Raw genomic sequence first — 26,544 nt, forward strand, 5'->3', positions numbered from 1 at the left:
CACTAACCCAGCCCGGTGAGTCGCAGCATCAAACCCAGATAAAGCGGAATCAGCAGCGGCGCGAGCAGTGTCGTCACCAGCACCGCTAATGCGCCTTTTTGCGGCTGAATGCCCAGCTCCATAGCGACCACTACCACGTTAGCCGCCATAGGCACCACGCCCAGCAGTAGCAGTGCCATGGCAAGCTCAGTGGAGAGTGGAGCGAACCACTGTAATACTAAAACGGCCACTAACATGACGAGCGGCCATAGCAGGTAGCGCAGGCCTAAACAGGCGACTACAAAGCGCGTATCCCAGGCGGAAAGCGTTACCTGGCTGAGCGTCATACCAATAATCATCATGCCGAGTAGTGTGTATGTGGCTGGGAAGACTTGCAGCGAACTCATGACTGCAGCGGGTATAGTGATTTCAAGGGCGCTAAGCAGTAACGCGAATAGGAACGCATAGATCAGCGGTAAGCGAGAAATTTTGATCATGCTCTCACGTACTGAAAAACGTCCACGTGCGCTAAGGTAAAAGCCCACGGTAAATTCGTAAATATTAATCCCCAACATACAGAACAGGTAAAGAGTAACGCCTTCAGGGGGCAGTAAAATCAGCGCAATCGGTAGGCCAAAATAGCCGGTATTCCCCGTTCCTGAGGAGAACGCCAGCAAGGCCGCTTCCTGCTCGCCAAAACGGTGGCGAGTAATACGCTGTACCACCAGTGCCATCAGGCTGGCCAGAATGAACAGCGCTAATGTGAGAAAGAGGTAGTCAGGTGTTGGGCCGCCATTCATCAGCGCGCGAAAAATCGTAAAAGGCGCGATCAGGTAAACCAGTAGGGTCGCAATCGGGCGAGGATCTAGCTTGAGTCGTTGGGCGGCGAGCCAGCCTAGTCCCACGTAGCTGAGTAGCATAAGTAACGGCCCAACGAGCGCCCCAGGTGCAAGATCCATTTATCCTCCCGTCATATGTGGTGGCTCGCTAACATGAGCCGAATTAAAGGCCAAGCGTGGAATCTTTCATTAGCCCCGGCGCGCTGGAACAGCGAGAATACCTCAAAATATCACTACTTTTGATCACTAATAAGGAAATCCCATGAGCAGCCATGAGCATCCGCTAGGTATCAGCTTTGAATTCTTTCCGCCCAATACCGATGCTGGGCGCGACAAGCTGATCCACGTTCGCGATGAGCTGGCCGCCCGGAACCCACGGTTTTTCTCGGTGACTTACGGTGCCGGCGGATCTACCCAAGCGCGTACCCGTGAGGTGGTGCGTGCGGTTGGTGAAAGTGGCATTAATACCGCTCCGCATCTCTCCTGTATCGGCAGTGAAAAAGCGCAGTTGCGTGATCTGCTGGTGCAGTACCGCGAGGAAGGGGTCGAGAGCCTCGTCGCGCTGCGTGGTGACATGCCTTCTGGCATGGGAAGCATTGGCGAGCTACGTTATGCCAACGAACTGGTTGAGTTTATTCGTGCAGAAACGGGCGACCATTTTGATATTGCGGTGGCTGCTTATCCTGAATCTCATCCACAGGCGCCTAATCTTGATAAGGATGTAGAAAACTTTGCGCGTAAAATGAAGGCGGGTGCCAATATGGCCATCACCCAGTACTTCTTCACCGCTGACGCCTATTTCAACTTCGTCGATAAAGCCCGCGCACTGGGCGTTAAACAGCCGATTATTCCCGGCATTATGCCGATTACCAACTACACCAAGCTGGCGCGTTTCTCTGACGCTTGTGGAGCCGAGATCCCGCGCTGGATTCGCAAGCAGCTGGAGTCCTATGGCGACGACAGCGAAGCGATTGCTGCCTTTGGCACCGATGTAGTGAGCCGTCTTTGCCAGCGATTGCTGGAGGGCGGCGCGCCAGGCCTGCACTTCTACACGCTTAACCAGGCGGCGCCGGTGCTGAAAATCGTCGACAACCTGACCGATTAACCAAGCCTCTTTTCTTTGCCTACCTTGCGGCCATTAAAAACCCCGCTCAACAATTGTTGAGCGGGGTTTTTTTACGTTTAGCGTTTAGCGGCTTAAATCAATCAGCCAGCTTGCGCCGTTTTGCTACCACCACCGTGCATCTTACGCTGCATCATGAATAGCACGATACCAATCGCAAGGCCGGCAATGTCGGTATAGATACCGCCGTAGATTAAAAACAGCGCGCCCACCAGCATGACGACACGCTGCACTAGGTTAACGGGGCCAAAGAACCACGCTTGAACCATACCAGAAAGCAGCACAATACCTAGCGTCGCGGTTAACCCAACGCGCAGGATCTGCATCGGTGAGCCTTCCATCAGCATGGCCGGGCTGTAGAAGAACATGAACGGCACAATGAATGCGGCCAAGCCAATCTTGAACGAGGCCACCGAGGTGCCCATGGGATTGTCGCCGGAGATACCGGCCGCGGCATAGGAGGCCAAGGCAACAGGGGGGGTAATCGCGGAGACGACCGCAAAGTAGAACACGAAGAAGTGGGCAATCAGCGGTTCAATGCCGATGTTGATCAAGCCGGGAGCGACCACGGAGGCGGCCACCGCATAGGCGGCGGTGGTAGGCATACCCATGCCGAGTAGAATACTGATCAGCATGGCGAACACTAGTGCCAGTAGTTGGCTCACGCCCGCTAAGCCAAGTAGCAGCGACGAGAAACGCGCGCCCACACCGGTCAACGAGATCACCCCGACGATTAAACCCGCGCAGGCACACACGGCGATAATCTGAATCGACATAGTGCCCGCTATTTGCAGCGCTTTAAGAATCGCACGAAAGCCCATTTTATTGGGTGAGAGCCAGCTAACCACCGCGGCTGAAGCGGTTGCCAAGGTGCCCGCGCGAATGACCGAGTAGCCCATAAACAGGGCGACAATCAGGATAATAATCGGCGCGAACAGATAGACCTGTTTTACCAGCTTCGAGAACAGCGGGATCTCATCTTTGCGCATGCCACGCATGCCTTTACGGGCGGCTTCAAAGTCGACCATAAAGTAGATTGAGGCAAAATAGAGGATCGCTGGAATGACCGCGGCAAGGGCGATTTCGGTATAGGGGATACCGGTCACTTCGGCCATGATGAACGCACCTGCGCCCATAATCGGCGGCATGATTTGCCCACCGGTTGAGGCGGCTGCTTCAATGGCGCCTGCGCTACGGGCGGGGTAGCCGACTTTCTTCATCAGGGGAATGGTCAATGAGCCGGTGGAAACCACGTTACCCGCGGACGTGCCGTTAATCATACCCATCAAGCCAGAGGCAAAAATGGCCACCTTGGCGGGGCCGCCACGAGCACGGCCAGCGGCTGCAAAAGCAAAGTTAACGAAGTAGTCGCCAACTTTAGAGGCCTGTAGGAAAGCGGCAAAGATAATGAACAGAATGATATAGGTCGATGATACCGCAGTAGTGGGGCCGAGAATGCCTGCGTCGGTATACACCTGGCTAAAGAAGCGCTGAAGTGACAGCCCCGGATAGCCTAAAAAGCCTGGTAAATAAGGGCCAGCGAATACGTAGGTTAGGAAAACCGCCGAAATGACCACCAGGGCCAAGCCCGCTACACGGCGAGTCAGCTCTAGAATTAATAGAGAGCCTGCGATCGCCGCCCAGGAAATGCCTGATGGCGCAAAAGAGGTACCCGTCGACATACGGATATTGGTGTTATAAGCCACTAATAAATAGCCAGCGCTGGCCAGCGCGCAGACCATGAGTACCAAATCGGCAGGGTTGAAGCGGTGCCGTGCCTGACGATAAAACCATGACAACACAATGGCACCCGCCGTCGTGGCCATGAGCGGATAGCCGTAGTGCCAGTTTTCAACGTTCGGGTCTATGCGCATCGCTTCGCCGCTGAGCGTCTGATGCATTAAAAAGACTTGTGCCAGGGTATAGGCAGCGGGAATCAGTAGTGCGTAGCTAAGCCATTTGATCCAGTCACCTGACGCCTGGTCGTCGTCGGCAAAACGGGCACCGGCAAAGAGCCCGTAACCGAGAATAAGCGCACCGGCAATATGCACGATACGGAACGACCAGGTTTCCATCGGATATACGTTAAGTGAAATCAGATGGAAACTTGAGTAAGCGATCGCTAATGCCGCAAACAGTAGGAACTGCCAGCCCGTAAACAGGCGGCGATTGGGTTCAACAACGTCTTCATCGACACCATCGGCAATGGACTCTGGTATCACTGACGCCGCGTGGGCATCATCCTTGAGATCATTGGGTTCTTGGTCGGTTTTGTGACTCATTAGAGTTCACCCTCACAGCAAAAGCAGACAAAGGGGTAGCAGCAGCGAAAGCTGCCCCGCCCGGCGGGGCCGGAAACGGGGCAGCCAGAACGGAAAACGTTGCTTAGTTGATCATGTCATCAGCAATTTCATAGCCGTTCTCTTCGTACCAGCGTGCAGCGCCGGGGTGAAACGGCAGCACGGTGTTGTGCTTGATGTTTTCAGGAATGGTGGTTTCAGCACTGCGGTGAACAGAGCGCATGCGGTCGTTGTTTTCCATGGTGGCCTTGGTGACTTCATAAACGAAATCTTCCGGCAGGTCGCAGCCAGCGATAGCGAAGTTCCACATGGAGACAGCGCGAGCGTCCTCTTCCAGCGTCGTATAAGTGTTGGCTGGAATCATAAACTCAGCAACGGGGAAGTTTTCCAGCACGGTTTCCATTTCTTCTTCAGTGAACTCAATGATGTTCACATCTGTTTGTACTTCTAACTGGCTAACGGCGGGGATGGGAATACCGGCCGCGAAGGCAACAACGTCAAGCAGGCCATCCTGCAACTGACCGCCCAGGTCTGACCAGCCACCATTACGGCGCTCGAAGTTAACGCCCAGGGTTTCTAAAATGGCCGGGAAGTAGGTATCCGAGGTTGAGGCGGCCGGGCCAAAACCGATGCGCGCGCCATCAGGAATGTCGGAAATCGACTCGATGCCGCTGTCAGAAAGCGCGGTAATCGAGAACGGCGTTTCGTACATGGGGAACATGGCGCAAACGTTATCCATCTTCATGCCCGGCGCCAACGGGCTTTCGCCTTTAACGGCATCAGAAGCGGGGCCCATGGTGGTTAAGCCAAATGCCATGTCGCCTGTGTGCACGAGCGCCAGGTTTTGCGTCGGGCCGCCGGTGACTTCACCGCCGCCAGATACGCCTAACTCATCGGCAATAAAGTTCGCCCAGCCTGAACCGTAAACGAAGTAAGTGCCGCCTTGGCTAGCAGTGCCCACGGTAAAGTTATCGGGCCAATCGGAGCGGTCTGCTTGCGCTTGGGCACTGCTGGCAGCGGCTACTAGCAGAGCGCTGCTGGCGAGAAGAGTGAACGTTTTAGGCATATGTTTGCGCATGGCGAAAATTCCTAGCTGTTATTGGGGTTATATACTGGCAGCGTCAAAAGTTGCTACCAGTCGATACTGCGTTAAGCAGGGTATCCAGGGTATATACCAGCGATAGTTGTGCCATTTAAAATTTATGTTTTTAAAAACAAATATTTATATATTTTTTATGCGACTTTGGTGGAAAGGGCTTTTTGCCAGAGTGTCCGGTTGTTCACACGTCGGCGATTATTAAATGTGCGGATAACCACACATAAATGATGTTGCTCGCGCACTATTGGTTGTGAGGGAGTAAGGCGAGAGTGAACACGCCATCCTTGGCGAGGAGGGGATTTAACGCGAGGGTTTACCTGGATCCAAAATACGTACGGGCTGCACATCCTGCTGTTTCTGATCGTCGCGCACTTGATTCACCCGGGTGGTCATTTCGTTAAGCGCGTCCTCCTCTATAGGCAGTTGCTCGAAGAAATCGCAGCTGACGCACTCCCGGTAGCGAATGCCGTTTTGCTCCCAGGCGCGGATACGATCCATCGCAGCGCAGCGCGGGCAAGTAACACCGGCGATAAAGCGTTTCACACTTGACATCATTAGACTCCAAGAGCACGCCCCCTAAAGCGGGGGCGCGCATAGGCTTTACAAATTTAAGCAGCGCGAATGCCACTATGGCGCAGCAGTGGTTCAACGCTTGGTTCTCGGCCTCGAAAGGCGACAAACAGGTCGGCGGCATCGCGGGCACCGCCCTGCTCAAGAATTTCGCGACGAAAGCGCTGACCCGTTTCCGGATCAAAGATACCGGCCTCTTCAAAGGCGCTCCAGGCATCTGCTGAGAGTACTTCAGCCCACTTGTAACTGTAGTAACCGGCAGCGTAGCCACCGGCAAACACATGGCCAAAGCTATTTTGGAAGCGGTTGAACGACACTTTTGGCAGCACCGACACTGCTTCGCGCACCTCATCTAACAAGGCTTGCACATCGCTGGCGCTGGGGGCGCTAAGTTCATGGTGCAGACGCAGATCAAACAGCGAGAACTCGATTTGGCGCATCATGCCCATCGCCGACTGAAAATTCTTGGCCGCCTGAAGGCGCTCAAGTAGCTCTGCTGGCAGCGGTTCGCCGCTATCCACATGTTTGGCGAGAAGATCTAAGCCTTCACGCTCCCAGCAGTAGTTCTCCATAAATTGGCTAGGCAGCTCGACGGCATCCCAGGCGACGCCATTAATGCCGGAAATATCGGCAATATGCTGCTGGGTCAGCATATGGTGGAGGCCGTGGCCAAACTCATGAAACAGTGTGGTGACTTCGTCGTGGGTGAGCAGTGCCGGGCGGCCGTTTACCGGAGCGGTAAAGTTGCAGGTCAGGAAGGCGACAGGCAGTTGCAGACCCTGCTCGGTTTGACGCCGTACCCGGCAGTCAGCCATCCACGCGCCGCCACGCTTGCCTTCTCTGGCGTAAAGATCCAGATAGAAACCGGCCATCGGCTGACCGTTTTCGGTGATGCGGAAATAGCGCACGTCGTCGTGATAGCGAGGCGCTTGAGTATCTTCTTCAAAGCGCACGCCGTAAAGGCGTTCAACTACCTGAAACAAGCCATCCACCACCTGGGGTGCGGGAAAGTAGGGGCGTAACTGCTCCTGAGAGATCGAGTGGCGCGCTTCGCGCAACTTTTCACTGGCATAGGCAACATCCCACGGCTCCAGCGTTTCCAGGCCGAGTTCCTCACGGGCATAGGCACTGAGTTCTGCAAACTCCTCCTTCGCTTGAGGCAACGCACGTCGGGCTAAATCGTTGAGAAAATCGAGCACCTGCTCGGGAGATTCCGCCATCTTGGTGGTGAGAGAGTAATCAGCGTAGGTGGCAAAACCGAGCAACTGGGCCATTTCATTGCGCAGTGCCAGGATCTCTTCCATGATCGCCGCGTTATCGAATTTGCCCGCATCTGGGCCTTCGTCAGATGCACGGGTAACGAAGGCGGTATACACCTCCCGGCGCAGCTCGCGGTTATCGGCATAGCTAACCACCGGGAAGAAGCTGGGGAAATCCAGGGTAATACGGTAGCCCGCAACGCCTTTCGCCTCGGCGGTGGCTTTTAAGGTGTCGAGCGCACTTTCCGGCACCCCCGCTAACGCTTCTTGGCTATCGATGTCTTTGTGCCACGCCTGAGTGGCATCCAGCACGTTATTAGAGAACTGGTTTGACAGCAGTGAGAGTCGCGACTGAATCTCGCCGTACCGGGCTTTCTGGTCAGCAGGCAGAGCAACACCGGCTAGGCGGAAATCACGTAGGGCGTTCTCCACGGTTCGCCGCTGGGCGGCATTCAGATGTTCCCAGGCCGGGCCATCTTTCAACGCTTGCCAGCCATGAAATAACCCTTCGTGTTGGCCTACCCAGGTGCCGAAGTCAGAGAGCTTTTCGAGGCATGCCTGGTACGCTTCGCGCATTTCTGGGGAGTTCATGGTGCCATTGAGGTGAGAGACCGGTGACCACGCCTTGGTAAGCCGGTCATTAACTGCTTCAAGCGGTGCCGCAAAATTGCCCCAGGTAGGTGGGGTGGTGGCTGCCTGTTCAGCCAGGCGATCAATGGCCTCACGACTTTCGCTTAGTAACGTTTCCACGGCAGGTTCCACGTGCTCTGCGCGAATCTCGCCAAAGGGAGGCAGCTCGTGGGTTTCAAGTAGCGGATTGTTGGACACAGAGTTGGAGGACATAGACACCTCGGGTGGCATGCTTTTAAAACCTGATTCTAAAAACCTAGTTCTAAAAACATAAGTATTAAAACGTCAGGAACGCGCAAAAAGAGCGCAATAATAATGACACAGTGCGGGCGGTGGGGCCGTGTTTCAATGCTAGGTTCAATAACAGGGTTTGGCCTGCACGCAAGTGCCTGCTAGTCTTGCCGCCTTTTAATGCCACCAATGGCAGGAGCATGTGATGAGTGAAACGCTGGAGCGCTGGGGGTCGAAGCGGGCCTTTATCTTGGCGGTAACAGGTGCTGCGGTGGGGTTAGGCAACATCTGGCGCTTTCCTTACGTGGCGGGAGAGAACGGCGGTGCGGCGTTTTTACTGATTTACGTGGCGTTTGTGCTGCTTCTGGGTATTCCGGTGATGATGGCGGAGATTCTGATTGGTCGTGCCGGGCGGCGTGGGCCGATGCAGGCGTTGAGTGCCTTGGCGGCCGAGGCGGGGGCTTCGCCTCGCTGGCGCTGGCTGGGGCTATTCGGGGCGTTCACCGTATTCTGCATTTTATCGTTCTACTCGGTGGTGTCCGGCTGGTCGATCGAGTTTTTGGTGGCCTCTGTTAACGGCAATTTCAATGGCGCGAGTGCCGCTGAGATTGGCGCTGGTTTTGATGCCTTCTTGGCCAACCCAGGGCTGCTGATCTTCAATCACTCACTGTTTCTGTTTATGACCATGACGGTTGTAGCGGCGGGCGTTGCCAAGGGGTTAGAGCGGCTCAATAACCTGCTGATGCCGCTGTTATACCTGCTATTGCTGCTATTAGCGGGCTATGCTGCGACCACTGACGGCTTTGCCCCTGCCTTGGCGTGGCTGTTTTTACCCTCTTTCGAGGCGCTAACCCCGGCGGTGGTCGTCCATGCCATGGGGCACGCGTTCTTTACTCTGGCGGTGGGTGCCTGTGCGTTGATGGCGTATGGCGCCTATATGCCGGAAGAGCAAAGCCTGCCTAAAGCCGCTGTGGCAGTCGCCGTACTCGATATTAGTGTGGCGTTACTGGCGGGGATCGCTATTTTCTCGGTGGTGTTTGCTCAAGGCATGGATCCCACTGATGGCCCAGGGTTAATGTTTGTCACCCTGCCCATTGCGTTTTCTGAGCTGCCTTGGGGCTCTGTATGGCTAAGCGTGTTCTTTTTACTGCTGTTACTGGCTACCTGGACATCGGCCATTAATCTCGCAGAGCCGATGGTCGCCACGCTGCAGGGCTTGGGGCTGCGCCGTAGTATCTCGACAGCGATTGTGGCTATTAGCGTCTGGTTGATTGGGCTGTTATCGGCCTTCTCTTTTTCAACTCTGGCGGAGTTTCGGCCGCTATTTGGCCGCAATGTCTTCGAGCTTGTCAGCAGTATACCGCCGGATGTTTTTTTGCCTTTGGGCGGCCTATTGATAGCTATTTTTGCGGCTTGGGTAATGCCTCGCGATAGAGTGGTGAGCGCATTAGGCGTTGGTGAAAGTTGCTACTTGGTGTGGCGCAATATCATCCGCTGGGTGTCCATTCCGCTGACCTTTATTGTTCTGCTGGCCGGATTGCTATAGTGAGGTAAATAATCCTCTAACTGTCGATTAGAACCCTAGGAGCGAGTTATGAGCAGTGCCTTACGAGCGTATCAAGGTATGGAGCCCCAACTGGGCGAGCGCGTTTACATTGATCCGGCCAGTGTGGTTATCGGTGATGTGGTGATGGGGGATGACTGCTCTGTCTGGCCGATGACGGTTATCCGTGGCGATATGCACCGTATTCGTATCGGAGCGCGTACCAGCGTGCAGGACGGCAGCGTGCTACATATTACTCACGCCAGCGACTTCAGCCCGGAGGGGTTTCCGCTCACCATTGGCGATGATGTGACCATCGGCCATAAAGCGATTTTGCATGGCTGCACCTTGGGAAGCCGCATACTCGTTGGTATGGGTGCGATTGTGATGGATGGCGCGGTCGTTGAGGACGAAGTCATTATCGCCGCTGGCGCTGTGGTAACGCCGGGTAAGCATTTGGAAAGTGGCTATGTGTATGCCGGTAATCCGGCTAAAGCGCTGCGGCCACTTAAAGAGAAAGAGCGTGCGTTCTTTCCGTACACTGCTGGTAACTACGTTAAATTGAAAGACCGCTTTCTGGCCGAAGTCACCCGCTAGAGACTTTTTCTAGGCCTTCCCTAAGCGATTGCTAAGCCAACCTTTTTTCTGAATAAGTCATGTCGCGGATGCCGGAAATCTGTTAATTTATACAGCTTTCTGTTTTGCATACTCTGGGATGCCGCGTCATGGCTAATTTTCGCACGCATATTACGGTAGCAGCGGCGGGCGGCATGCTGATAGCTTACGCAGGCTGGAAAGGGCAATGGTGGCCGCCTACCCAAGCGGTGATGATAATTGCGCTGGTCACATTCGGGGGCATTTTGCCCGACATTGATGCTGACCGATCCCACTCTATCCGCTTGATATTCAACCTGCTTTCAGTGCCTGCTCTGGTGTTGGGTGCTCTGCTGCTGCAGCCATGGCTGACGCCGGGGGCATTGTTGATTGCCTGCGGTGGGATCTACTTCTGTGTACGCTATTTGGCGGGAGTGCTGTTCTCGCGCTTTACCGTGCACCGCGGTATTTGGCATTCACTGCTAGCGGGCGGGCTATGTAGCCTGCTCACCGCCGCGCTAAGTTTTAATTTACTCAACCAGCCAGCGTGGCTAGCGTGGTCTCACGGTGCTGCCACCTTGGTAGGGTTTTTGATCCACTTGAGCTTGGATGAGATATACAGCGTTGACCTTGAAGGCGCGAGGCTTAAGCGCTCGTTTGGTACGGCGCTCAAGCTAGGCGACAGTCGGCGGCCCATGTCCAACCTACTAATGTTGATTGCTACATTAACGCTGATACCTTGGGCGCCGCCTTGGTCGGTATTGGGTGATTTACTGCATCACGGCTCGCTGCTGTGGCGATAGTCGTCGGCATTGAGGCCGTGTTTTTTAAGTTTGTCGTAAAAGGTTTTGCGCGGAATGCCCAAGTGGCGACATACGTCGGTTACCCGTCCATGGTAACGCGCCAATGATTGGCTGATCAGGCTCTTTTCAAACAACTCTACCTGGCGCGGTAAAGTAGGCTCTTCGGTGTCGGCATTGACCCCTTCCAGCAGTGCATCCAGGCGATAGTCAAAGGCGGCGCCCAGTAGCACGTAGCGCTCGGCAAGGTTGCGCAGCTCGCGCACGTTGCCGGGCCAATCATGGGCCAGTAGGGCGGCAATGGCGGGGCTATCGAGGGTCGGTGCCTCCAGGCCGCTGCGGTTGGCAGCGACCACGGCAAAGTGCTGAAACAGCAAGGGGATATCCTCACGCCGCTCGCGCAGCGCAGGCAGCGGCAGGGTGACCACGTTTAGCCGGTAGTAAAGGTCTTCGCGAAAACTCCCCTCTTCGGAGGCGGCTTTGAGATCCACCTTGGTGGCTGCTATTACCCGAATATCGAGTGGAACCGTTTCATTGGCGCCCAGTCGTTCTACGCTGCGCTCTTGCAGTACCCGCAGCAGTTTGACTTGCAGCGCCATGGGCATCGATTCGATCTCATCCAAAAACACCGTGCCGCCGTTAGCGTGTTCAAACTTGCCGATCCGCCGCTCAACGGCACCCGTGAAGGCGCCTTTTTCATGGCCGAACAGCTCGGACTCGATGGTGTTTTCGGGCACTGCACCACAGTTGATTGCCATAAAGGGGCTATTACGCCGGGCGCTGCGTTCGTGAATCGCACGGGCCACGAGGTCTTTGCCGGTGCCGGTCTCCCCAAATAGCAGTACATCGGCCTCTACTTGGCTAATGCGCTGAATCATTGCGGCCAGCCGCGAAATGACCGCTGTGCGGCCAACTAAGCGTGGCCCAAGCGCGGCTTGCTGCACTTCCAGTTCGGCTTTAAGGCGGTGGTTTTCCAAGCTGAGCTGGCGCTTCTCTATGCCCCGACGCACCACATCCAGCAGTTGATCACCGGCAAAGGGCTTCTCAAGAAAATCCCAGGCCCCTGCGCGCATGGCTTCTACGGCCGTAGAAATATCGCCGTGCCCAGTAATTAAAATAATCGGCAGAGTGGCGTCTCGGCTGTGTAACTCATGGAGTAGCGCCATGCCATCCATTCCCGGCATGCGGATATCACTGACAATAACACCCGGAAAGTTTGGCGTTAGTGCCGCCAGGGCTTGTTCTGCTGACTCAAAGCAGTAGGGCGTATAGCCCGCAAGTTCTAGGGTTTGGCTGGCGGTGATCCGCAGATGCGGTTCGTCGTCGATCACCATGACCGGCAGCGTCGACGGCTCATGCATAAGAGGAGTTCTCCTGGGTGTGGGCTAACGGTGAGTGGGGCAGGGTAATGGTGAAGCGAGCGCCACCTTCGGGTTGATTAGTTGCCTGCAGCTTGCCGCCTAAATCGTCCATGATCCGTGACGAGATCGAGAGGCCCAAGCCTAAGCCACTCCCCGGCGCCTTGGTGGTAAAAAAGGGTTCAAAAATATGTCCTAAGTGCTCCTCGGGAATGCCTGGGCCATTATCGCTAACGCTAATAATGACCTGCTGCTGGTGGATATGGGCGCCGAGAGTAAGTTGTGGCGCAGGTACGCCTTTCATGGCCTGCAGCGCATTGCCGATTAAATTAACCAGCACCTGTTCCAGGCGCACCAGGTCACCTTTAACCCATAAAGTTTCAGCAGGCCAATCCTGAACAATAGTGATATTGCCTTCACGCAGGCGGCTTTGAAACAGGCGTAGAGCGTAGTCGATGCAGGCTTGTACCGAAATAGTTTCCTGGCGCTCGCTGCTCTTACGCGAAAACTGGCGCAACTGCGCGCTGATGTCCGCCATACGTTCGGTCAGTTCAACAATTTGTTCCAGGTTAGCATCCGCTTTTTCGTGGCGAGCTAATGTCATAAAGCGACGGGCGTTTTCTGCGTAAGCACGAATAGCCGCCAGGGGTTGATTAAGCTCATGGTTGATGCCCGCGGCGAGCTGCCCCAAAACAGCGAGTTTGGCGGCTTGAATAAGCTCATCCTGGGTTTGGCGTAAGTTGGCTTCAGCGCGGCGGCGCTCTTCAATTTCATCCGAAAGACGTTGGTTGCTGGCTACCAGATCGCGGGTGCGGCGTTCTACGCTAACTTCTAGTTCGTCACGCACGCGTGCCAAGGTGTTGCGCTCCCGTTCGGCAAACGCTTCACGCTCACGGCGTAGCCTCAAGCGCTGCCAGCCAATGCCAGCGCCAAGAGTAACCACGCCGTAGAGGCCGCCTGCCATCAGGGCAGCTATCCACTGAGCGCTAATCACCGGTGTTAGCGGCTTTAAAATATGCATTTGCCAGCCAAACTCAGGAATATGTCGGGTCAGACTAAGATAGTCGCTGCTGCTCAATGGGCCTTGGGAGAAACTGACCAGCTGGCTTCCCTGCCGGTAAGGCGCATCGACTTCAATACCCGAGGGTGACAACGGCTCCATGGCATAGCGACGCGTTTCTCTTAGGGCTTGGCGCTGCTCATCGGTGAGTGGGTAGAGCGCATTCATGCGCAGCTCGGGGTGGCTGGCCATGAAAATGATGTCGTCACTATCAGTAACAAAGAGTTCGGCATCCTGCTCTGCCCAGCTATCTTCAACGTCATCTAACAGCACTTTAACCACTAGCACGCCGTCTGGCTGTGCGTCTGGCGAGGTGTCGTCTAGCCATACGGGCGATGAAAAGTAGTAACCCCTTTCAAGGGATTTGATGCCCAAACCAAAAAAACGTCCCTGGCCTCCGGCAATGGCATCGGTGTAGTAGGAGCGGAAAGCATAGTTCTGGCCAATAAAGGTGTTAGGGCGGTGCCAATTACTGGCGGCGATCGTGTCGCCATCGCGATTGAGTAAATAGACGTCTGAAACTCCCGCAGTAAAGCGGAAGCGATCCAGCAGCATATTGAGTGGCATCGGGTCTTGGCTATCGGGAGAGGCCAAAAAGCGCTGAACGCCCTCCCGAGTGGCAAGCATTTGCGGAAGGTAGTCGTAGCGCAGTAAATAGCCGTTTAAGTTGGCGGCAGACAGCCGCAACTCATTCTCTGCATCGTCCTGTAAGTTGGAAAGTGCTTGTTCACGCGCCAGTTGGGCGGCCTGCCACATGCACAACAGCAAGCCGAGTGAAATAACCAGCAGCCACAGACGCCGCCAGCGTGGTGGCAAAGGTGGGGGCGCCTGGTTATTGATGCCAGCACTGTTCATGCTGATGTCTTGCTACTGCCTTGAGCGCGACGAAGGGCGCGCTGAGCGCGCGTTTCTGCACGCGCCATCTCCAGTAACCCTTCTTCAACAAACACTAAGTGCTCATGGGCGCGAGCACGGGCATCCTCAGCGCGTCCCTCCAAAATGGCATTGAGTAGGGCGCGGTGTTGTTGCATTAACTGGCTGCGTGAACCTTCCTTGGCAAATAAATGGGCCAGGTTATTTACAATGCTCTTTTCCAGCAGGTGAAAAATGCCGCGAATGGTATGCAGCAGTAGAACATTGTGAGCAGCTTCGGCAATTGCCAGGTGAAATGCCGCATCTAGCTTCGCTTCTTGGATAGGATCGGCACCGGCAAAACCGCCGTCGAGTTCTTCAAAACGTTGAATAAGTACGGCTTTATCGGCGGGTGTTGAACGCAGCGCAGCGTAGTAGGCGGATATGCCTTCCATGGCGTCGCGGAATTCAAGTAAGTCTAGGTTAAACTCGCCATGTCGGGAGAGCATCTCCAGTAGGGGATCGGTATAACCATTGCTGAGGTCGTCGTTAACAAAAGTGCCGCCGCCTTGGCGGCTGGTAAGTAAGCCACGAGCGGCCAGTTTCTGGATAGCTTCCCGTAAAGAGGGGCGCGAAACGCCAAATCGTTCGGCTAATTCACGTTCGGGGGGTAAGCGCTGACCTGGTTTCAGGCTGCCTTCCAGCATCATAGCTTCAAGGCGTTCAGTAATTACATCGGCCAAGCGCTGCTGGCGGAGCGGGGGGTAGCTCATAGTGAATAGCTCATGTCGATTAGCGTCCGCAATTGGTAAGACCAATATTAAGATCTTTGAAGTATGATCTCAAGCGCCTATGAAGTAGGTTTTAACGCTAATAAAACGCATTAATAGAGATTTTAAACTAAAGTTTAAGGGGTTTGGGCCTTAAAGGGTGATATCACTGTTTGACACGCTTAGGGCGGCTCACTACTGTTGGTGCTAGTTTTTTGTCAATTGGTAAAACCAATTTTCCACTTTGGGGTGCCGGTGTATAGCGCATCCATTGTATAGGGCTATTGCACAGGACTATCCATGATCATTTCAGCTTCCACTGACTATCGCCAAGCGGCCAAGCGTCGTATTCCCCCTTTTCTTTTCCATTATGCCGATGGTGGTTCCTACGCTGAGCATACGCTGCGGCGCAATGTCGAGGATCTGGCTGGTGTAGCGCTGCGTCAGCGCGTGCTTAAGGATATGTCTTCGTTATCATTAGAGACTGAGCTGTTCGGTGAAAAGCTTGCTATGCCTATTGCTCTGGCACCTGTGGGGTTGACAGGTATGTACGCTAGGCGTGGCGAAGTTCAAGCGGCGCGGGCGGCTGCTAATAAAGGTATACCGTTTACACTCTCGACGGTATCGGTGTGTCCCATTGCCGAAGTGGCTGCAGCAGTCGATCGGCCCATCTGGTTTCAGCTTTATGTACTGAAAGACCGGGGTTTTATGAAGCATGTTCTGGAGCGAGCCAAAGCTGCTGGCGTCAAGACGCTGATCTTTACGGTTGATATGCCGGTGCCGGGTGCGCGCTATCGTGATGCTCACTCAGGTATGAGTGGTAAGTATGGATCGATGCGGCGAATGGCTCAGGCCGCAATGCACCCTTTCTGGGCCTGGGATGTCGGTATTAATGGTCGCCCCCATGACCTGGGTAACGTATCTGATTATCGCGGCAAGCCAACGGAGCTTGAGGACTATATTGCTTGGCTGGGTGACAACTTTGACCCGGCTATTTCATGGAAGGATCTAGAGTGGATTCGTGAGCTCTGGGATGGCCCAATGATCATCAAGGGGATTCTTGACCCCGAAGATGCCCGTGATGCGGTTCGCTTCGGTGCCGATGGTATCGTTGTTTCCAATCATGGTGGTCGTCAGCTCGATGGGGTTCCCTCCACTGCACGTGCTTTGCCTGCTATCGCTGATGCGGTCAAAGGAGACTTGGCCATTCTGGCTGACTCAGGCGTGCGTAATGGCCTCGATGTTGTGCGGATGATTGCCTTGGGTGCGGATACTGCATTAATAGGGCGTGCCTTCATTTATGCACTTGCCACGGCTGGAGAGTCCGGCGTTTCCCATTTGCTTGAGCTATTTGAAAAGGAGATGCGTGTTGCAATGACGCTCACCGGGGCGCATACCATAGCCGATCTTGGGTCGGATTCGCTGGTGCCAGATTCAATCCGTGGCATCCAGTGAGCATTACCTGCACCTTTATCTAAATCTCGTTAAAAAACCGCTTGCCAACCCGTCAGCGAATCCGTAAAGTACGCATCCGCTGCCGGGGACGCCAAGCGTTTCCAGCGGTGAATGAAGTGTAAAAGCTTCGGTTTGTCAGGTAGTTAGTGCTTTTGCGAAAGCCAGCGGTTTTGGATGTGGTCAGGTTCGCATCGAAAACAACGCCCTTGACAAACACCAGGAAATGCGTAGAATACGCCTTCCTCGCTGAGGCAAGCCAGTTCAACGGTAAGTCAAGTGGCTCAGTAAGTTAGCCGCCGCAGCGAAACAGCTCTTTAACAATTTGATCAGGTAATTCATGTGGGCGCTTGCTGATGTTGGTGACAAATCACCCAATATCAAGGCAAGCGACTCAAGCAATAGGGTTTTAAAGGATTCGTCCTTTGGGATCTGTTTTGAATGAATTCGTTTGAACCTTGAGCCAAGTTTGATCCGCTTTTGTTGCCTTTGGGTGACATGTAAGGATCACATAGATCTTAAACTGAAGAGTTTGATCATGGCTCAGATTGAACGCTGGCGGCAGGCCTAACACATGCAAGTCGAGCGGTAACAGATCTAGCTTGCTAGATGCTGACGAGCGGCGGACGGGTGAGTAATGCATAGGAATCTGCCCGGTAGTGGGGGATAACCTGGGGAAACCCAGGCTAATACCGCATACGTCCTACGGGAGAAAGGGGGCTCCGGCTCCCGCTATTGGATGAGCCTATGTCGGATTAGCTAGTTGGTGAGGTAATGGCTCACCAAGGCAACGATCCGTAGCTGGTCTGAGAGGATGATCAGCCACATCGGGACTGAGACACGGCCCGAACTCCTACGGGAGGCAGCAGTGGGGAATATTGGACAATGGGGGGAACCCTGATCCAGCCATGCCGCGTGTGTGAAGAAGGCCCTCGGGTTGTAAAGCACTTTCAGCGAGGAAGAACGCCTAGTGGTTAATACCCATTAGGAAAGACATCACTCGCAGAAGAAGCACCGGCTAACTCCGTGCCAGCAGCCGCGGTAATACGGAGGGTGCAAGCGTTAATCGGAATTACTGGGCGTAAAGCGCGCGTAGGTGGCTTGATAAGCCGGTTGTGAAAGCCCCGGGCTCAACCTGGGAACGGCATCCGGAACTGTCAGGCTAGAGTGCAGGAGAGGAAGGTAGAATTCCCGGTGTAGCGGTGAAATGCGTAGAGATCGGGAGGAATACCAGTGGCGAAGGCGGCCTTCTGGACTGACACTGACACTGAGGTGCGAAAGCGTGGGTAGCAAACAGGATTAGATACCCTGGTAGTCCACGCCGTAAACGATGTCGACCAGCCGTTGGGTGCCTAGAGCACTTTGTGGCGAAGTTAACGCGATAAGTCGACCGCCTGGGGAGTACGGCCGCAAGGTTAAAACTCAAATGAATTGACGGGGGCCCGCACAAGCGGTGGAGCATGTGGTTTAATTCGATGCAACGCGAAGAACCTTACCTACCCTTGACATCTACAGAAGCCGGAAGAGATTCTGGTGTGCCTTCGGGAACTGTAAGACAGGTGCTGCATGGCTGTCGTCAGCTCGTGTTGTGAAATGTTGGGTTAAGTCCCGTAACGAGCGCAACCCTTGTCCTTATTTGCCAGCGAGTAATGTCGGGAACTCTAAGGAGACTGCCGGTGACAAACCGGAGGAAGGTGGGGACGACGTCAAGTCATCATGGCCCTTACGGGTAGGGCTACACACGTGCTACAATGGCCGGTACAAAGGGCTGCGAGCTCGCGAGAGTCAGCGAATCCCTTAAAGCCGGTCTCAGTCCGGATCGGAGTCTGCAACTCGACTCCGTGAAGTCGGAATCGCTAGTAATCGTGAATCAGAATGTCACGGTGAATACGTTCCCGGGCCTTGTACACACCGCCCGTCACACCATGGGAGTGGACTGCACCAGAAGTGGTTAGCCTAACGCAAGAGGGCGATCACCACGGTGTGGTTCATGACTGGGGTGAAGTCGTAACAAGGTAGCCGTAGGGGAACCTGCGGCTGGATCACCTCCTTAACCGATGCGTCACAGTCGGTAAGCGTCCACAATGAATTACCTGATCAGATATAGAGCAAACGGTAAAAGCACGATCCCCTCTTGGGTCTGTAGCTCAGTTGGTTAGAGCGCACCCCTGATAAGGGTGAGGTCGGCAGTTCAAGTCTGCCCAGACCCACCAAATTTTATCTATCGCTGCGTTATTTTATAACTCGCATAGCAGGCTATGCGTCGTCATAAAATGCCTTGCGCTAAATAAAATTGGCCAGAGGTGACTGTGACGAAGAGTGACTACTAGATGGGGCCATAGCTCAGCTGGGAGAGCGCCTGCCTTGCACGCAGGAGGTCAGCGGTTCGATCCCGCTTGGCTCCACCATTACATTACTAGCCTGTTTAACCTTCAATACCGTTTGTGAATGTTTCGTGACCACTGATAAGTCACTGTGCTGTTGTTTTAGTTATCGCACACTGCTTTATCACTGTTCATTGAACAGCTGCTCTTTAACAATGTATATCATGCTGACAAGAACACTTCGCAAGAAGTGCTTCTTAAATTGTGATACGCGTCAGCGTATCCGGCAAAATGAAACGTGATTATTGCGAACCCCAGACTCCTTCGGGTTATAGGGTCAAGCAATTAAGCGCACACGGTGGATGCCTAGGCAGTCAGAGGCGATGAAAGACGTGGTAGCCTGCGATAAGGTTCGGTGAGGTGGCAACAACCTGTGACCCGGACATTTCTGAATGGGGAAACCCACTGGCCATAAGGTCAGTATCTTACACTGAATACATAGGTGTAAGAGGCGAACCAGGGGAACTGAAACATCTAAGTACCCTGAGGAAAAGAAATCAACCGAGATTCCCCTAGTAGCGGCGAGCGAACGGGGACCAGCCCTTAAGCATGTGAATGATTAGGCGAACAGATTGGGAAGTCTGGCCGTAGCGGGTGATAGCCCCGTAGTCGAAAATCTGATCATGTGAAATCGAGTAGGTCGGGGCACGAGAAACCTTGACTGAAGACGGGGGGACCATCCTCCAAGGCTAAATACTCCTGACTGACCGATAGTGAACCAGTACCGTGAGGGAAAGGCGAAAAGAACCCCGGAGAGGGGAGTGAAATAGATCCTGAAACCGTGTGCGTACAAGCAGTAGGAGCAGACTTGTTCTGTGACTGCGTACCTTTTGTATAATGGGTCAGCGACTTATATTCAGTGGCGAGGTTAACCGTATAGGGGAGCCGTAGGGAAACCGAGTCTTAACTGGGCGACACAGTCGCTGGATATAGACCCGAAACCGAGCGATCTATCCATGAGCAGGGTGAAGGTTGAGTAACATCAACTGGAGGCCCGAACCAGGATCTGTTGAAAAAGATTTGGATGACTTGTGGATCGGAGTGAAAGGCTAATCAAGCTCGGAGATAGCTGGTTCTCCTCGAAAGCTATTTAGGTAGCGCCTCACGTATTACCGCCGGGGGTAGAGCACTGTTTCGGCTAGGGGTCATCCCGACTTACCAACCCGAGGCAAACTCCGAATACCGGTGAGTAGAGCGTGGGAGACACACGGCGGGTGCTAACGTCCGTCGTGAAAAGGAAACAACCCAGACCGTCAGCTAAGATTCCGAAATCCTGGTTAAGTGGGAAACGATGTGGGAAGGCTCAGACAGCTAGGAGGTTGGCTTAGAAGCAGCCATCCTTTAAAGAAAGCGTAATAGCTCACTAGTCGAGTCGGCCTGCGCGGAAGATGTAACGGGGCTAAACCAGGTACCGAAGCTACGGGTGAGTTCATATTTCGATATGGATTCGCGGTAGAGGAGCGTCGTGTAAGCCAATGAAGGTGAATTGAGAAGTTCGCTGGAGGTATCACGAGTGCGAATGCTGACATGAGTAACGATAAAGGGAGTGAAAAACTCCCTCGCCGGAAGACCAAGGGTTTCTGTTCGACGCTAATCGGAGCAGAGTGAGTCGGCCCCTAAGGCGAGGCCGAAAGGCGTAGTCGATGGGAAACGGGTCAATATTCCCGTACCGGACATGGTTGCGATGGGGGGACGAAGAAGGCTAGGTGAGCCAGGCGTTGGTTGTCCTGGTGAAAGTGAGTAGGCTTGGATCTTAGGTAAATCCGGGATCCTTTAAGGCCGAGACACGAGATGAACTGACCACGGTCAGGAAGTCACTGATGCCACGCTTCCAGGAAAAGCCTCTAAGCTTCAGATCATGTGCGACCGTACCCCAAACCGACACAGGTGGTCAGGGTGAGAATCCCAAGGCGCTTGAGAGAACTCGGGTGAAGGAACTAGGCAAAATGGTGCCGTAACTTCGGGAGAAGGCACGCCGGCGTAGGGTGATGAGACTTGCTCTCTAAGCCCGAACCGGTCGAAGATACCAGGTGGCTGCAACTGTTTATTAAAAACACAGCACTCTGCTAACGCGCAAGCGGACGTATAGGGTGTGACGCCTGCCCGGTGCCGGAAGGTTAAATGATGGTGTTAGCCGCAAGGCGAAGCTCTTGATTGAAGCCCCGGTAAACGGCGGCCGTAACTATAACGGTCCTAAGGTAGCGAAATTCCTTGTCGGGTAAGTTCCGACCTGCACGAATGGCGTAATGATGGCCACGCTGTCTCCACCCGAGACTCAGTGAAATTGAAATCGCCGTGAAGATGCGGTGTACCCGCGGCTAGACGGAAAGACCCCGTGAACCTTTACTATAGCTTCACACTGGACGCTGATGTTGCCTGTGTAGGATAGCTGGGAGGCTTTGAAACTCGGACGCCAGTTCGGGCGGAGCCAACCTTGAAATACCAGCCTGGCATCATTGGCGTTCTCACTCAGGTCCGTTATCCGGATCGAGGACAGTGTGTGGTGGGTAGTTTGACTGGGGCGGTCTCCTCCTAAAGAGTAACGGAGGAGCACGAAGGTACCCTCAGCACGGTCGGACATCGTGCATTGAGTGCAAGAGCATAAGGGTGCTTGACTGCGAGACAGACACGTCGAGCAGGTGCGAAAGCAGGTTCTAGTGATCCGGTGGTTCTGTATGGAAGGGCCATCGCTCAACGGATAAAAGGTACTCCGGGGATAACAGGCTGATACCGCCCAAGAGTTCACATCGACGGCGGTGTTTGGCACCTCGATGTCGGCTCATCACATCCTGGGGCTGAAGTCGGTCCCAAGGGTATGGCTGTTCGCCATTTAAAGTGGTACGCGAGCTGGGTTTAGAACGTCGTGAGACAGTTCGGTCCCTATCTGCCGTGGGCGTTGGATGTTTGAGAAGGGCTGCTCCTAGTACGAGAGGACCGGAGTGGACGACCCTCTGGTGTTCCGGTTGTCACGCCAGTGGCATTGCCGGGTAGCTATGGTCGGACGGGATAACCGCTGAAAGCATCTAAGCGGGAAGCCCCCTTCAAGATGAGACATCCCTGAGGCCTAGAGCCTCCTGAAGGGCCCAGCGAGACCAGCTGGTTGATAGGCACGGTGTGGAAGCGCTGCAAGGCGTTGAGCTAACGTGTACTAATGGCCCGTGAGGCTTGACCCTATAACACCCAAGGGGTCTGGTCGTGATGATGACGTGAATGAATGCCGGATACGCAGCGTGTGGCCCAGGCAACAGACTGCCAGGGCGGCAGGCGATAAGACGCTCACAATTTAGTTAAAAACAGTCAGCATGATGTACATTAACAGTTACGCCTGACGACCATAGCATGCGTGAACCACCTGATCCCTTGCCGAACTCAGAAGTGAAACCGCTTAGCGCCGATGGTAGTGTGGGGTCTCCCCATGCGAGAGTAGGTCATCGTCAGGCACTTATTATGAAAAATCCCCCAGGGCTGGTGCCTTGGGGGATTTTTTTTGCATGAGCGTGAGGGGTAAATAGTGAGGAGTGAGGGGTAAACATCAACACCTCACCAGTCGATAGATTTGCCATCCCAAGCCCAAAAAGTACCACTATCTTCAGGCGTACGCTGAGCGATGACTGCCAGCAGCTTCTCTGCTACAAATGCGGGTGTAAATAGCTTTTCGCTAGGTACTCGGTTTTGAAAAGGTTTAGAGAGGGCTGTGTCAGTGGTGCCAGGGTGAAGACAAAGCACTAACGACTGCTTATTAAGCCGCTTGAGCTCAATGGAGGCTGTCTTAAACAACATGTTATGCGCTGCTTTGCTGGCACGATAGCTGTACCAGCCTCCTAGCTGATTATCTTCTATTGAGCCAACACGAGCCGAAAGGCTGGCAATCACTGAAGGGTGTGACCCTTTGAAAGAGTCTTTCAGTGCCGTTAGCAATAAAATTGGCACAAAGGCATTGATGTTCATTGTTTGCGCAAGGCTTTCGACACTAAGCTGATCAAGGCGCTTCTCGGGCAACAGTCGTTGCGCCTCATCATGAAGGATGCCGATGGCATTAAAAAAGAAGTGGATTGGCTGCGAGGCTAGTTCTGTTTTAAGTGCCTGCCGTCCCTGCTCTTGAGAAACATCAAGCATTAGGTGTGTAAGACGGGGGTTGTCAATTCGTGGTGGCTGCCGGCTTACCGCAATAATGTGGCCGACCTGAGAGGAAGAGAGTAACTGCTCAATGATGGCAGCACCTATTCCTCCCGATGCGCCTACAACCAGCGCTGTATAGTGATGAGGCAGTAAACTTAACATGGGAAGCCTTTGCAATCCTGCTAGTGAAGGCTTTCATTGAAACGCTATGCAGAAGGCTTGTCGAGAGAGATCAGGCGGAAGCGTTGATTCTGCCCGGTTGGGCGCTATTGCGACCATCAGGCCTATAGAGTGTTTTTTCTGCGATTTGGCGAATGTAATCAAGCATTGCCTGATTATGCTTCATCCGAACTGAAAGCATCTGTCCCGTTAACTCATTCATGCGCGAAGCGCGCTCACTCTTTTCGAGCAAGCTTTTCCAGGCTGTCTGGCAGCCTGCATCATGAGCTGCCGTTTTGGCACCGTCAGCACCGTCGGCATATCCAAGACGTTTTTGTACGTTGCGGCGCACAGTCTCTATGCGCTCTAATTCATTCATTAATGACTGCTTATCTAGCGCGACTTTAGATAGTGCCTCACCGTCAATGTCACCCTGCGTCAATAAATTTTGCTCGCTGGACAACAACGAAATTAATTCATCAATCCGTTGTTGTTGATCGGTAAGCAAGGATGCAAGGCTCATTTAAAGCGCCCCCTTAAAAATCTTTAAGATTTGCAATTAGGCCATCTGCGATGCGATCAGCATTCATTTCAAGGCGGCCCTCGCGGATAGCGTCACGAATTTCTTCAACTTTGGCGCTATCGATATCCTGAGATTCATCAGTACTTGTCTGGCTCAACTGAGTCGATTCGCGCGTAGCACCACCCGGTGCAGCTGGTTTTACGCTGCTAGCTTTTTGCGTTTCATCACGCTGCTGGGCTTGGTTAGAGCGTAACAGCGAATTAATGTTATCAATATTCACGTCGTCTGCCTCATCGTCAGCGTCGATGCGCTTTGCGTTTAGTATAGCTTGTATAAAGGTAACTATCGGCAGGGCTGGGTATAACTTTAGGTGGCGGCTTAAAAATCTACCACCAAAATGCCTCGATCCGTGACGCGGGCCGTCATAATTTCCCGTGAACCAAAACGAACTCTAATCCGATCACCAAGAGCACCATTTTCAAGCGCTTCGCCTTCGCGTGAAACGCGAAAAGCCGAACCTTCAGCTACGACAGTAACGCGCTGCCCGCGTTCAACTAAATGAGGCGCTTGTAAATAATGGGCCAAAAAGGCGCTACCACTGCGAATGGGGCGTTGAGCTATTTTGCCCACAATATCTTCTTCAGCGGTCAGCGCCTGAGCCGACAGGTCGCCAAGGTTGCCACCGCGTTCGCTGAGCATGCTTGAAGTGATCAGTGTACCCCGCTCAATATCTCTTGCCGCCACCACGTAATTACCGATGACATCTACTTGGGCCTGCAAGTAGCGGACTTGGCGGCTGTCTTCACCGCAGCGTACACCAACGGAAACGCGGCCCAAGGGGGCTTGATTTGCGTTAGGTAAGAAAGGCTCCGGTTGGACGCATTCCGGTAAATGTGGCGACGGTGGCCGTAGGTCAATGACCACTTCTTCACCTAAAGCGCGTGTCTCTTCGTACAAAAACTGATGCACTTGTTGAAGTAGTTCGTCGTCGTCAGCCTGCGCTTTGGTAAAAGCAGTAGCGCATAGGATTGTCAAAAAGAGAATAACTTGCCAGTAGCGAAGCGTGCTTGGCTTAGTAAAGCGCGATCGTAGCATAGGGGGGTCGCTTGCTTGGGAGCTTAGTTAGAGAGAGGAGAGCAAAGTAGAGGACTCATTGCCCAGTGTAGCGAAAAGGTAGCAGCCGTATAACGTGAAATGCTGGCAGAAACACCAGCTGTTCCATGCTTTAGGCTGACGGTTCAAGTCGTATTCTGCATCATCAACAAAATCCATTTTATTTTATGCCTCAAGCGAGGGTCGGCATGATTGATCAACTGGAATCTGCCTTTAATTTTCATCAGCAAGCAGTGAGTCTACGCCAGGCACGCCACGAAATATTGGCAGCTAATATTGCCAATGCCGATACGCCTAACTATAAAGCGCGTGACATAGATTTTGCTAGTGAGCTTAAAAAAGCAGTAGACGGTACTCAGAGTGCATCTAGCAATGCCGGCGGCGGTCTGACTTTAGCGCGTACCTCTGGTAGTCATATTGCTGGAGAAGGCCCCGCATGGCGCGGAGCGGGCAACGCCGATTTACTTTACCGCATTCCCGACCAGCCTAGTTTGGATGGAAATACGGTTGATATGGATCGTGAGCGCACGCAGTTTGCTGATAACGCCGTTCGTTATCAAGTCGGACTCACGATGCTCAATAGCCGTATTCAAGGGCTGAAAAATGCCATGCAGCCCGAATAATCCAGGCCAAATTAGTGAGGAGTTAACCAACGATGTCAATGTTCTCCGCGTTTGATATTGCCAGCTCGGCAATGAGCGCCCAGTCCCAGCGAATGAATGTTACCGCTAGCAATATGGCCAATGCCGACAGTGTCGCTGGGCCTGATGGTGAAACCTATCGAGCGAAACAGGTGATGTTTGAGACCCAGGCGCAAAGCAACCGCTATGGCGTTGGTGGTGTGCGCGTCACCGAAGTAGTGGAAGACGATTCGCCCCTGCGTATGGAGTATATGCCTAGTCATCCTGCGGCGGATGAAGAAGGCTATGTGGCAAAGCCTAATGTCGAGCCGGTGCATGAAATGGTCAATATGATTTCTGCATCGCGCTCTTATCAAGCCAACGTTGAAGTATTTAATACCAGTAAGCAGATGCTGATGCAGACGCTGTCGCTGGGTGAGGGGTAATAAAAAATGAACACAATCAACCCGAGCACATTGGCAGCCATCAATGGGGGCGGCAGCCAGTTAAAGCAGAGCCAATCAGACGAACTGCGTAATAGCTTCATGACGCTATTGATTACCCAACTACAGAATCAAGATCCGCTCAAGCCGATGGAAAACGCGGAGATGACGTCGCAGATTGCTCAGATCAATACCGTGAGCGGTATTGAGCAGCTGAATAGCACGCTACAGAGTATTACCAGCCAGATGGATGCTAACCAGGCATTGCAGGCGAGCGGCTTGATCGGTCAAGGCGTAATGGTGCCCGGGCGTCAGATTATGCTGGAACAAGATAGTGAAGGTAAGCCCTACTCAACACCATTCGGTATTGAACTCGCCAAGCCTGCCGCTAATGTTCAGGCGACCATTTTGGGTCAGGGCGGCCAAGTTATTCGTCGCTATGACTTAGGGGCTGTTGATGCGGGCGTGCAATCGTTTCAGTGGGATGGTGAAAATGATCAAGGTGAAGTGGTCGCCAGTAATCGCTATACCATTCAGTTAGAAGCAACCAACGGTGAAGGCGAGGTAATCGAATCAACCGCGCTTAACTATGCCATCGTCAATAGTGTCACGCCTAATGATGGCAACGGCGGTATCCGACTGGATCTTGGCGCGATTTATGGTCAAATCAGCCTTAATGACGTCAAACAAATTCTTTGACTGCAAAGTATTAACTGTTTCTAGG

20 protein-coding genes, 2 tRNA genes and 3 rRNA genes are annotated in these 26,544 nt (G+C 53.6%); 13 read left to right on the forward strand and 12 right to left on the reverse strand.

Going from position 1 to position 26,544, the window contains the following annotated elements; genetic code table 11:
• Window positions 1–2: 2 nt before the first annotated feature.
• On the reverse strand, window positions 3–938 hold the full coding sequence (locus KF947_RS11900; protein ID WP_223289206.1) for an AEC family transporter: 936 nt from the start codon (window positions 936–938) through the stop codon (window positions 3–5).
• 142 nt (window positions 939–1,080) lie between these two features.
• On the opposite strand from KF947_RS11900, the gene metF reads away from it, so the two are divergent.
• Window positions 1,081–1,923, forward strand: a complete 843-nt coding sequence (metF, locus tag KF947_RS11905) for a methylenetetrahydrofolate reductase [NAD(P)H] (protein WP_133733591.1) — start codon at window positions 1,081–1,083, stop codon at window positions 1,921–1,923.
• A 101-nt stretch (window positions 1,924–2,024) separates the two neighbouring features.
• Here the strand turns inward: metF and KF947_RS11910 are convergent, their stop codons facing one another.
• From KF947_RS11910 to prlC, 4 genes are all read right to left on the reverse strand, one after another.
• Entirely contained in the window at window positions 2,025–4,223 is a 2,199-nt protein-coding gene (locus KF947_RS11910; RefSeq protein ID WP_227404066.1) for a TRAP transporter permease, read from the reverse strand.
• Window positions 4,224–4,326: 103 nt separating this feature from the next.
• Window positions 4,327–5,319, reverse strand: coding sequence for a TAXI family TRAP transporter solute-binding subunit (locus KF947_RS11915; RefSeq protein WP_133733593.1), 993 nt, complete (start codon window positions 5,317–5,319; stop codon window positions 4,327–4,329).
• Between the two features lie 321 nt (window positions 5,320–5,640).
• A complete protein-coding gene (locus KF947_RS11920; protein WP_133733594.1) occupies window positions 5,641–5,892 on the reverse strand; it encodes a YheV family putative zinc ribbon protein in 252 nt (83 codons plus the stop codon).
• A 56-nt stretch (window positions 5,893–5,948) separates the two neighbouring features.
• Window positions 5,949–7,997, reverse strand: coding sequence for an oligopeptidase A (gene prlC / locus KF947_RS11925; protein ID WP_223289211.1), 2,049 nt, complete (start codon window positions 7,995–7,997; stop codon window positions 5,949–5,951).
• 238 nt (window positions 7,998–8,235) lie between these two features.
• Here prlC and KF947_RS11930 point away from each other — a divergent pair, with 238 nt between their 5' ends.
• The 3 genes from KF947_RS11930 to KF947_RS11940 all read left to right on the forward strand — a co-directional run bounded on the left by KF947_RS11930 (window position 8,236) and on the right by KF947_RS11940 (window position 10,970).
• The gene (locus KF947_RS11930) at window positions 8,236–9,576 is read left to right on the forward strand and encodes a sodium-dependent transporter (RefSeq protein ID WP_223289208.1); all 1,341 of its coding nucleotides are present in this window, start codon (window positions 8,236–8,238) and stop codon (window positions 9,574–9,576) included.
• 48 nt (window positions 9,577–9,624) lie between these two features.
• Complete coding sequence (locus KF947_RS11935) at window positions 9,625–10,170, forward strand: gamma carbonic anhydrase family protein (RefSeq protein WP_223289209.1); 546 nt, start codon at window positions 9,625–9,627, stop codon at window positions 10,168–10,170.
• Between the two features lie 128 nt (window positions 10,171–10,298).
• Window positions 10,299–10,970, forward strand: coding sequence for a metal-dependent hydrolase (locus KF947_RS11940; RefSeq protein WP_133733597.1), 672 nt, complete (start codon window positions 10,299–10,301; stop codon window positions 10,968–10,970).
• On the opposite strand, the gene KF947_RS11945 is transcribed toward KF947_RS11940, so the two are convergent.
• Genes KF947_RS11945 through KF947_RS11955 form a run of 3 tightly spaced genes read right to left on the reverse strand, consistent with a single transcriptional unit; the run spans window position 10,946 to window position 15,010 of the window.
• Window positions 10,946–12,328 carry a sigma-54-dependent transcriptional regulator gene (locus KF947_RS11945; RefSeq protein WP_041159564.1) on the reverse strand — a complete coding sequence of 461 codons (1,383 nt, stop codon included), beginning with the start codon at window positions 12,326–12,328 and terminating at the stop codon, window positions 10,946–10,948. The genes KF947_RS11940 and KF947_RS11945 overlap by 25 nt on opposite strands.
• Window positions 12,321–14,240, reverse strand: a complete 1,920-nt coding sequence (locus KF947_RS11950; protein WP_041159565.1) for a sensor histidine kinase — start codon at window positions 14,238–14,240, stop codon at window positions 12,321–12,323. Before KF947_RS11950 ends, KF947_RS11945 begins: the two co-directional genes overlap by 8 nt.
• Window positions 14,237–15,010, reverse strand: a complete 774-nt coding sequence (locus KF947_RS11955) for a GntR family transcriptional regulator (RefSeq protein ID WP_041159566.1) — start codon at window positions 15,008–15,010, stop codon at window positions 14,237–14,239. Before KF947_RS11955 ends, KF947_RS11950 begins: the two co-directional genes overlap by 4 nt.
• A 297-nt stretch (window positions 15,011–15,307) precedes the next feature.
• Here KF947_RS11955 and lldD point away from each other — a divergent pair, with 297 nt between their 5' ends.
• The 6 genes from lldD (at window position 15,308) to rrf (ending at window position 22,283) form a co-directional block, all read left to right on the forward strand.
• On the forward strand, window positions 15,308–16,462 hold the full coding sequence (gene lldD / locus KF947_RS11960) for an FMN-dependent L-lactate dehydrogenase LldD (RefSeq protein WP_133733598.1): 1,155 nt from the start codon (window positions 15,308–15,310) through the stop codon (window positions 16,460–16,462).
• Window positions 16,463–16,979: 517 nt separating this feature from the next.
• A 16S ribosomal RNA gene (locus tag KF947_RS11965) occupies window positions 16,980–18,512 on the forward strand.
• Window positions 18,513–18,595: 83 nt separating this feature from the next.
• Window positions 18,596–18,672: transfer RNA gene (locus tag KF947_RS11970), tRNA-Ile, on the forward strand.
• Window positions 18,673–18,791: 119 nt separating this feature from the next.
• Window positions 18,792–18,867: transfer RNA gene (locus KF947_RS11975), tRNA-Ala, on the forward strand.
• Between the two features lie 251 nt (window positions 18,868–19,118).
• Window positions 19,119–22,016: ribosomal RNA gene (locus KF947_RS11980) — 23S ribosomal RNA — on the forward strand.
• 151 nt (window positions 22,017–22,167) lie between these two features.
• Window positions 22,168–22,283, forward strand: a 5S ribosomal RNA gene (rrf, locus tag KF947_RS11985).
• The 16S, 23S and 5S rRNA genes sit together here with 2 tRNA genes alongside, the layout of an rRNA operon.
• A gap of 100 nt (window positions 22,284–22,383) precedes the next feature.
• Here rrf and KF947_RS11990 read toward each other — a convergent pair.
• The 4 genes from KF947_RS11990 to flgA all read right to left on the reverse strand — a co-directional run bounded on the left by KF947_RS11990 (window position 22,384) and on the right by flgA (window position 24,739).
• Window positions 22,384–23,124 carry an SDR family NAD(P)-dependent oxidoreductase gene (locus tag KF947_RS11990; protein WP_133733408.1) on the reverse strand — a complete coding sequence of 247 codons (741 nt, stop codon included), beginning with the start codon at window positions 23,122–23,124 and terminating at the stop codon, window positions 22,384–22,386.
• A gap of 70 nt (window positions 23,125–23,194) precedes the next feature.
• On the reverse strand, window positions 23,195–23,644 hold the full coding sequence (locus KF947_RS11995; RefSeq protein ID WP_133733409.1) for a flagella synthesis protein FlgN: 450 nt from the start codon (window positions 23,642–23,644) through the stop codon (window positions 23,195–23,197).
• A gap of 13 nt (window positions 23,645–23,657) precedes the next feature.
• Window positions 23,658–23,924 (reverse strand): flagellar biosynthesis anti-sigma factor FlgM, encoded by a 267-nt coding sequence (gene flgM / locus KF947_RS12000; protein WP_227404067.1) that lies wholly within the window; start codon window positions 23,922–23,924, stop codon window positions 23,658–23,660.
• A gap of 98 nt (window positions 23,925–24,022) precedes the next feature.
• Window positions 24,023–24,739 (reverse strand): flagellar basal body P-ring formation chaperone FlgA, encoded by a 717-nt coding sequence (gene flgA, locus KF947_RS12005; RefSeq protein ID WP_133733411.1) that lies wholly within the window; start codon window positions 24,737–24,739, stop codon window positions 24,023–24,025.
• Window positions 24,740–24,945: 206 nt separating this feature from the next.
• Between flgA and flgB the strand changes: the two genes are divergently transcribed.
• Genes flgB through KF947_RS12020 form a run of 3 tightly spaced genes read left to right on the forward strand, consistent with a single transcriptional unit; the run spans window position 24,946 to window position 26,519 of the window.
• On the forward strand, window positions 24,946–25,380 hold the full coding sequence (gene flgB, locus KF947_RS12010) for a flagellar basal body rod protein FlgB (RefSeq protein ID WP_223289159.1): 435 nt from the start codon (window positions 24,946–24,948) through the stop codon (window positions 25,378–25,380).
• Between the two features lie 32 nt (window positions 25,381–25,412).
• Window positions 25,413–25,823 carry a flagellar basal body rod protein FlgC gene (gene flgC, locus KF947_RS12015; RefSeq protein ID WP_133733413.1) on the forward strand — a complete coding sequence of 137 codons (411 nt, stop codon included), beginning with the start codon at window positions 25,413–25,415 and terminating at the stop codon, window positions 25,821–25,823.
• A gap of 6 nt (window positions 25,824–25,829) precedes the next feature.
• Entirely contained in the window at window positions 25,830–26,519 is a 690-nt protein-coding gene (locus tag KF947_RS12020) for a flagellar hook assembly protein FlgD (protein WP_133733414.1), read from the forward strand.
• The last annotated feature ends 25 nt before the right edge of the window (window positions 26,520–26,544 follow it).

The organism is Halomonas sp. FeN2, assembly GCF_020595105.1.
Taxonomy (GTDB): Bacteria; Pseudomonadota; Gammaproteobacteria; order Pseudomonadales; family Halomonadaceae; genus Vreelandella; species Vreelandella neptunia.

Bases quoted from the DNA above. Each gene is read 5' to 3' on its own strand.
- flgC (WP_133733413.1), top strand. From the start codon at position 25,413: ATGTCAATGTTCTCCGCGTTTGATATTGCCAGCTCGGCAATGAGCGCC.
- KF947_RS11955 (WP_041159566.1), bottom strand. From the start codon at position 15,010: ATGAGCTACCCCCCGCTCCGCCAGCAGCGCTTGGCCGATGTAATTACT.
- KF947_RS11940 (WP_133733597.1), top strand. From the start codon at position 10,299: ATGGCTAATTTTCGCACGCATATTACGGTAGCAGCGGCGGGCGGCATG.
- flgA (WP_133733411.1), bottom strand. From the start codon at position 24,739: ATGCTACGATCGCGCTTTACTAAGCCAAGCACGCTTCGCTACTGGCAA.
- KF947_RS11915 (WP_133733593.1), bottom strand. From the start codon at position 5,319: ATGCGCAAACATATGCCTAAAACGTTCACTCTTCTCGCCAGCAGCGCT.
- KF947_RS11920 (WP_133733594.1), bottom strand. From the start codon at position 5,892: ATGTCAAGTGTGAAACGCTTTATCGCCGGTGTTACTTGCCCGCGCTGC.
- lldD (WP_133733598.1), top strand. From the start codon at position 15,308: ATGATCATTTCAGCTTCCACTGACTATCGCCAAGCGGCCAAGCGTCGT.
- KF947_RS11930 (WP_223289208.1), top strand. From the start codon at position 8,236: ATGAGTGAAACGCTGGAGCGCTGGGGGTCGAAGCGGGCCTTTATCTTG.
- KF947_RS11945 (WP_041159564.1), bottom strand. From the start codon at position 12,328: ATGCATGAGCCGTCGACGCTGCCGGTCATGGTGATCGACGACGAACCG.
- KF947_RS11950 (WP_041159565.1), bottom strand. From the start codon at position 14,240: ATGAACAGTGCTGGCATCAATAACCAGGCGCCCCCACCTTTGCCACCA.
- KF947_RS12020 (WP_133733414.1), top strand. From the start codon at position 25,830: ATGAACACAATCAACCCGAGCACATTGGCAGCCATCAATGGGGGCGGC.
- KF947_RS11995 (WP_133733409.1), bottom strand. From the start codon at position 23,644: ATGAGCCTTGCATCCTTGCTTACCGATCAACAACAACGGATTGATGAA.
- KF947_RS11910 (WP_227404066.1), bottom strand. From the start codon at position 4,223: ATGAGTCACAAAACCGACCAAGAACCCAATGATCTCAAGGATGATGCC.
- flgB (WP_223289159.1), top strand. From the start codon at position 24,946: ATGATTGATCAACTGGAATCTGCCTTTAATTTTCATCAGCAAGCAGTG.
- KF947_RS11935 (WP_223289209.1), top strand. From the start codon at position 9,625: ATGAGCAGTGCCTTACGAGCGTATCAAGGTATGGAGCCCCAACTGGGC.
- metF (WP_133733591.1), top strand. From the start codon at position 1,081: ATGAGCAGCCATGAGCATCCGCTAGGTATCAGCTTTGAATTCTTTCCG.
- KF947_RS11900 (WP_223289206.1), bottom strand. From the start codon at position 938: ATGGATCTTGCACCTGGGGCGCTCGTTGGGCCGTTACTTATGCTACTC.
- KF947_RS11990 (WP_133733408.1), bottom strand. From the start codon at position 23,124: ATGTTAAGTTTACTGCCTCATCACTATACAGCGCTGGTTGTAGGCGCA.